This is a genomic window from Trichococcus sp. (genome assembly GCF_049589555.1).
Classification (GTDB): Bacteria; Bacillota; Bacilli; order Lactobacillales; family Aerococcaceae; genus Trichococcus.
Genome location: NZ_JBAWAZ010000143.1, coordinates 1 through 6,565, shown reverse-complemented (window position 1 = coordinate 6,565; position 6,565 = coordinate 1). Strand labels below are relative to the sequence as shown.

General features: G+C 53.5%; 4 protein-coding genes. All 4 read left to right on the top strand.

All coding sequences use genetic code 11. The annotated features are described in order from the left end of the window. Positions 1-668 (top strand): beta-phosphoglucomutase (pgmB, locus tag WBV27_RS05745; RefSeq protein ID WP_424200218.1); only part of this gene is annotated, 668 nt, incomplete at its 5' end. A gap of 424 nt (positions 669-1,092) precedes the next feature. Next, positions 1,093-3,579 (top strand): glycoside hydrolase family 2 TIM barrel-domain containing protein, encoded by a 2,487-nt coding sequence (locus WBV27_RS05740; RefSeq protein WP_424200216.1) that lies wholly within the window; start codon positions 1,093-1,095, stop codon positions 3,577-3,579. After that, entirely contained in the window at positions 3,576-5,246 is a 1,671-nt protein-coding gene (locus WBV27_RS05735; protein WP_424200214.1) for a glycoside hydrolase family 43 protein, read from the top strand. The genes WBV27_RS05740 and WBV27_RS05735 overlap by 4 nt, the downstream gene beginning before the upstream one ends. Then, positions 5,243-6,565, top strand: a 1,323-nt coding sequence (locus WBV27_RS05730; RefSeq protein ID WP_424200212.1) for a glycoside hydrolase family 3 N-terminal domain-containing protein, incomplete at its 3' end; no start/stop codon positions are given. The genes WBV27_RS05735 and WBV27_RS05730, both read left to right, overlap by 4 nt.

Sequence of the window (6,565 nt, the reverse complement as noted above, 5' to 3'; positions counted from 1 at the left end):
ATATGAAGGCGGTACTATTTGATTTGGATGGTGTGATCACCGATACAGCGAAGTTTCATTTTTTGGCTTGGCGCGACTTGGGAGCGGAGTTGGGCATCGAAGTGGATGAGGCGTTCAACGAGGAGCTGAAAGGAGTAAGCCGCATCGATTCGCTGGAGCGCATATTGGCGCAAGGCGGGGTTGCGGATAAATATTCCTCAGCCGAAAAAGATGAATTGTGCGTCAAAAAGAATGCTCATTACTTGGAATTGATAAAGGAAATGACGCCGGATGACATTTTGCCGGGCATCATTCCGCTGTTGGAGGAACTGAAAGCTGCTGGAATCAAAATGATCGTGACTTCAGCAAGCAAGAATGCACCGGGAATCCTGGATCTTCTGCAGGTGCGCGCTTATTTTGACGGCATCGTCGATCCGGCGACTGTTAAGGCTGGCAAACCTGCTCCGGACATTTTTCTGGCGGGCGCTCAGCTTGCGGGTGCCGATCCGGCTGACTGTGTAGGCGTCGAAGATGCGGCTTCAGGCGTTGAAGCCATCAAAGCTGCCGGCATCGTGGCTGTTGGGGTTGGCGATGAACAGGTTTTGGCTTTGGCTGACCGCGTGCTGCCGAGCACGGCTGATCTGTCGCTTGCCGTTTTGCAGGAAACGTGGGACAACAGCAAAAAGTAACGAATTGCCAGTTGCGTGGAGAGCGAAAAAGCTCTTCGCAGGGATAGATAAATGTGGACTTGCCAGGCGGCAAGTCTATTTTTATTGTCTTTTTTTGGTGCGGGTTTGCTGGGGTTGCTTCGCCGGAGCAGAGGCGAGCGCAAATCTATGACCTCCGACGAGCCCTTGTTCGTCGGAGGTCAGCATCCAAACGTGCACCCAGCTCCGGCTAGCATTCGCTCGCAGGAGGAAAGCTTATTACCGGAACCGCACCTCCGTTGAGAAGGGCGCTCACCGGAGGAAGTGCCAACTCCCGCGGATACCTTAAAAAATGTCGGATATACACTATCAAATGGCATGGAAACTGCTTAAGGATATGACTAAACTATAAAGTGAGAGTGGGGACACCCACAAATGAAAGCGTATACCAGAGAGGGTGGATGAAATGATAGAGAAAAAATTCAATGATAAGTGGAAATTCTGGGAGAACAAGGACTCCTTTGCGTTGGTGTGGAATGTACCGGAAACAGCCAAAGAAATCACAGTACCGCATGATGCGATGTTCGAAAAGAACGCGCACGCAGACAGCTTGAACGGCGGCAACACAGGTTATTATGACGGGGCATTCTATAACTATGTGAAGACGCTCCACGCTCCGGCCGAGTACAAGGAAAAGACGGTCATCCTGAAGTTTGAAGGCGTGTATATGAACGCCATGGTGTACATAAACGGCGAGTTGGCGGGCAAAAACATGTTCGGGTATTCGACTTTTTATGTGCCGCTGAATGATTTTCTCCGCTACGGAGAAGAAAATGAGATCCGTGTCCAAGTCCGGAACGGTGCGATGACGAACAGCCGCTGGTATTCGGGCGGGGGGATCTATCGGGATGTCTACTTGTTGGTTTCGGATGTGACGCATCTGGTGCCGGAGGGGATCCAGATCAAAACGGCAGAAGCCGACGAAACCTTGGCGGTGTTGGATATTGCGACAGAAGTGAAGACAAGAAAGTATGCACCAAGCCGCGTCATGTTGGAAACCGTGATCCGAGATGCGGAAGGCAATGAAGTGGCGAAAGCAAACTCGCCGTTTGTGTTGTTCGAGCAAGAGGAACGGATCATCAAACAGCGCGTGACTGTGGAATGGCCGGAACGCTGGTCGGACGAAAAGCCAAGCTTGTACACCTGCATAAGCAACCTGTACGTGGATGGGGAATTGGCGGACGAAGCGGAAACGACTTTCGGAATCCGGACGTTGCAGGTGGATGCGAAACGCGGGCTCCGTGTGAACGGAGAAACGGTGAAACTCCGCGGAGCCTGCATCCATCACGACAGCGGTCTGCTTGGTGCGGCAACCTACGAGGATGCCCAGTTCCGCCAAATCAAACGGCTGAAGGAAGCCGGCTTCAATGCGGTGCGGATGTCCCATCACCCGATGGCGCCTGCGATGCTGCGGGCTTGCGACCGTCTGGGCATGTACGTGATGGACGAAACCTTCGACATGTGGAACCGGATGAAATCCGACTACGATTACGGCCTCTATTTCCAGGAATGGTGGGAAAAAGACGTGACGGCGATGGTCCGCAAGGATTTCAACCATCCGGCCGTGATCCTTTATTCTGTGGGGAATGAAATACCAGAAATCGGAACCCCGCATGGCTCGAAAGTCTGCCACGAACTGTGTGCGAAGATCAAATCGTTGGACGACACCCGCTTCACCTTGGCTGGCATCAACGGCGTCTTTGCGGCGGGGGATAAGGTCGACCAAATCGTCGGGGACGTTGTTTCCGATCTGCAACAGTCAGGTAAAATCGAAGGAAACGTCAATGACTTCATGACGCTGATGGATGGCCATCTGGACGATATCGTTGTGCACCCGGCCATTTCGGAACGCTTGGAAATGGCTTGCAGTCCGACCGACATCGCGGGCTACAACTACATGACTGCCCGCTATGAAGGGGACAGCCAAACTTATCCGAACCGCATCATGGTCGGCAGCGAAACGTATCCGCCTGAGATCGCCCGCAATTGGGAATTGATTGAGCGGCTGCCGCAAGTGATCGGCGATTTCACTTGGACCGGCTGGGACTATCTTGGCGAAGCGGGCATAGGTGTGCCGGCCTACCAGTGGGGAGAAGGCGGCTTTGGTGCGAAGTTCCCTTGTCAAATTGCGTATGTGGGGGATATCGATATTACCGGAGTCCGTCGACCAGCTTCCTTTTTGCGTGAGATTGTCTTTGGGCTGCGGGAAAATCCTTACATCACTGTCCAAAATCCGCGCAGATACGGTGAACACTTGCTGAAGACGCCATGGATCATGAGCGATAATCTGTCCAGCTGGAATTGGCAGGGCTGTGAAGGCAAGCCGGTGGTCGTCGAAGTCTACGCGCCGGGAACGGAAGTAGAACTGTTCCGCAACGAGGAATCGTTGGGCAAACAAGCTTCCGGCAAAGCGGTAGGCTTCCGCGCGTTATTCGAAACCACTTATGAGCCAGGGGCACTTACAGCCGTGGCTTACGAAAATGGTCAGGAAATCGGCCGCATCAGTTTGAAAACTGCCGGCGAAGACTGCAAGTTGGTCTTTGGAACGGAGGAAATCCTGGATGAACTCATCTATGTCCCGGTTGCCTATCGTGACGCAGCAGGAACGGTTGCTCCGGATGCCGATCAGACGATCCGTGTGGCAGTTTCCGGAGGAGCGGAGCTTATCGGCTTCGGCAGCGGGAATCCGAAACCGGAATCCAATCCTTATAAGCATGTTACCCAAACGTTCTATGGCCGTGCGATGATCATACTCAAAAAGACTGCCGATACGGAAAACATCGTCTTGACCCTCACTGCTGAGAACGGCGTTACGGAAACGCTGGAGTTGTCGTTGGCTGATATGGAGTCGGACCAACAAACCCTGAGCGTTTTGGAGAGCGTGAAGTTATGATCCGAAATCCGATTCTGCCGGGTTTTTACCCGGATCCGTCGATCTGCCGGGTCGAAGATGATTTTTATCTCGTCACTTCCAGCTTCAGTTATTTTCCGGGCGTGCCGATCTTCCACAGCAAGGATTTGGAGCAGTGGGTACAGATCGGCCACGTGCTGGATCGCCCTGAACAGTTGCCGTTGACGCATGAAATGATCTCGGCCGGTATTTTTGCCCCGACTATCCGTTACCATGAGGGCACGTTTTACATGATCACGACCAACATGAGCGTGGGTGTCGTCAATTTTGTCGTGACCGCCACTGATCCTGCCGGTCCGTGGTCGGACATGCACATCATCCAAGGCGCGGACGGCATCGATCCTTCCTTGTTCTGGGACGAAGACGGAAAGTGCTATTACACAGGGACGACCCGTTTCGATGACGAGGCGGGTTCCAGGCAAGGCATTTGGTGCTCCGAGATCGACTTGGCTACTTTTGAGTTGGTCGGCGAGCGCCACATCATCGGAACCGGAGCCCAGGTAAATGCTGAATCCCCGGAAGGTCCGCATTTGTACAAAAAAGACGGTTATTATTATTTGATGATTGCCGAAGGCGGGACGGAACATTTCCATGCCGTCACGATCAGCCGCAGCCAATCGATTTTCGGGGAATATGAGAATCACCAAGGGAATCCGATCCTGACCCATCGCCACCTCGGGAAAGGCTTTCCGATCTGGAATGTGGGCCATGGGGATTTGGTCGAATTGCAGAACGGCGATTGGTATATGGTTTGCCTCGGTTCACGCTTGAGCGAAGGCAAGCATAAACTGTTGGGTCGCGAAACCTTCCTTGTGCCGGTTATGTGGGAGGACGGTTGGCCTGTCGTCAGCAAAGGCACTGGTAAAGTGGAATGGACCTATCCATCCCCGGGCCTGCCGAGTTGGCAACCGGTGGGGCGCGCAATTAATGAGTTTGAGCAACCTGTCGTCGAAAATTTCGAACAGGAACTGGGATTTGATTGGAACTTTTTGGGTACGCCCCGGGAAGAATTCGCCAAGGTTGAAGCGGGCCGTCTGCGCTTGAAGCTGTTGAAAAACGCGCTGGTCCCATGGGAATTCGACAATACGGACGGGAGCGTCTTCAGCCGCATATCAAAGATCGGCAAAACAAAAGAAAATGTCAGCTTCGTCGGCAGACGCCAGCAGCATCTGGATTTTCAGGCGACAGTTACGGTCCGCTTTTCACCGGAGGAAAGCGAATCTGCGGGCATCATTATCCTGCAGAATGACGCCAACCAATTGCGTCTGGAAATCACGAAAGGTCAAGAGGGCAATCCGGTCGTGCGCTGTATCCGGGTGATTTCGCATTATGATCAAGCCGGCATCCAGCACTTCACCGAAGCGCAGCTGGGCGAAGTCGTTGCGGCTCCAAATCAATCGGACTTTACTCTGCAAGTGAAAGGAAATGGCTCACGCTATAGCTTCTCTGCAGGAACAACCGCAGACAACCTGGAGTCGGTTGCGGATGAGGTGGACGGGTCCTTCCTGGGTTCGGAAACAGCGGGCGGCTTTGTCGGTGCCTATATCGGCATGTTTGCTTCCGGTAATGGGCAAACGAAGGAAAAGTATGCGGATTTCGAGACCTTCATTTACGAGGGCTTCGAACCGGAAGGAGAATGGCAACGATGATGGATGTACAGACTCAAAAGATCGAAGCCTTGATCGGCGAAATGACTTTGGAAGAAAAAATCGGACAGCTGCAGCAATGCGGCCCTTCTTTAGTCGGTGCCTTCGAAGTCAGCTTCGAGGAACTGCTGGATATGATGTTCGACGGCCGGATCAGTCAGGAAGAATTCGGCAGGCTGATGAGCACAGCCGAAAAAGACTTCCATGAAGAGGATCTGCGTGCCGGAAAAATCGGTTCGTACAATGGCGTCGGGGATGCTCTGACCGCGAACCGGCTCCAGAAAATCGCCGTGGAGGAAAGCCGTTTAGGCATTCCTTTGCTGTTCGGCTATGATGTGATCCATGGTTTCCGGACGGTGACGCCGATCCCATTGGCTGAAAGCTGCGCTTGGGACCCTGACTTATGGCAGAAAACGGCTCGGATGTCCGCGGAAGAAGCAACAGCGGCGGGCGTGCACATGACGTTCGCCCCGATGGTGGATGTCGCGAAAGATGCGCGCTGGGGCCGCGTCAGTGAGGGCGCCGGCGAGGACACTTTGTTGAACGGCGACTATGGTGCAGCCAAGGTAAGAGGATTTCAAGGCGAGGACTTGTCACAAACGGACGCGATGGCAGCCTGCCTGAAGCACTTTGCGGCATACGGAGCCGGAGAAGCAGGCAAAGATTATAATCGGGTGGACATGTCCAAACAGCGGTTATGGGAGGACTATTTGCCTGCCTATAAGGCCTGCGTCGATGCCGGAGCACGTGCGGTCATGCCGGCTTTCAACGATCTGAACGGCGTGCCGTGTACCGTGAACGAGTGGCTGTTGCGGGATGTTTTGAGGGATGAATGGGGCTTCGAAGGAATCACGATAAGCGATGCGAATGCCATCGCTGAATGTGTGAACCATGGCGTCGTGGCGGATCGGCAAGCGGCGGCCAAAGAAGCGCTGCAGGCAGGGATCGATATGGATATGACTTCGAACGTCTATGCTGAAAATCTTGCCGGGTTGATCGAAGCCGGTGAAATCGCAGAAGATTTATTGGACCAAGCTGTTTACCGCATCTTGAAGCTTAAAGTTGAATTGGGCTTGTTTGAAAATCCTTACCGGACGGATGAAGAAAAAGAAAAACGGACCTTAGTAAGGCCGGAATACCGGGCGCTTGCCCGCGAAGCGGCGACCAAATCGATGGTGCTGCTGAAAAACGAAGCCATTCTGCCGTTGGTTCCACAGCAGAAAATCGCCGTCTTCGGGGAGTTGGCAAACGACCCGGGCCAGATGACCGGAGCTTGGGCAATCGGAGCGCAGGAAAACGACTGCGTCAGCCTGGTTCAAGCC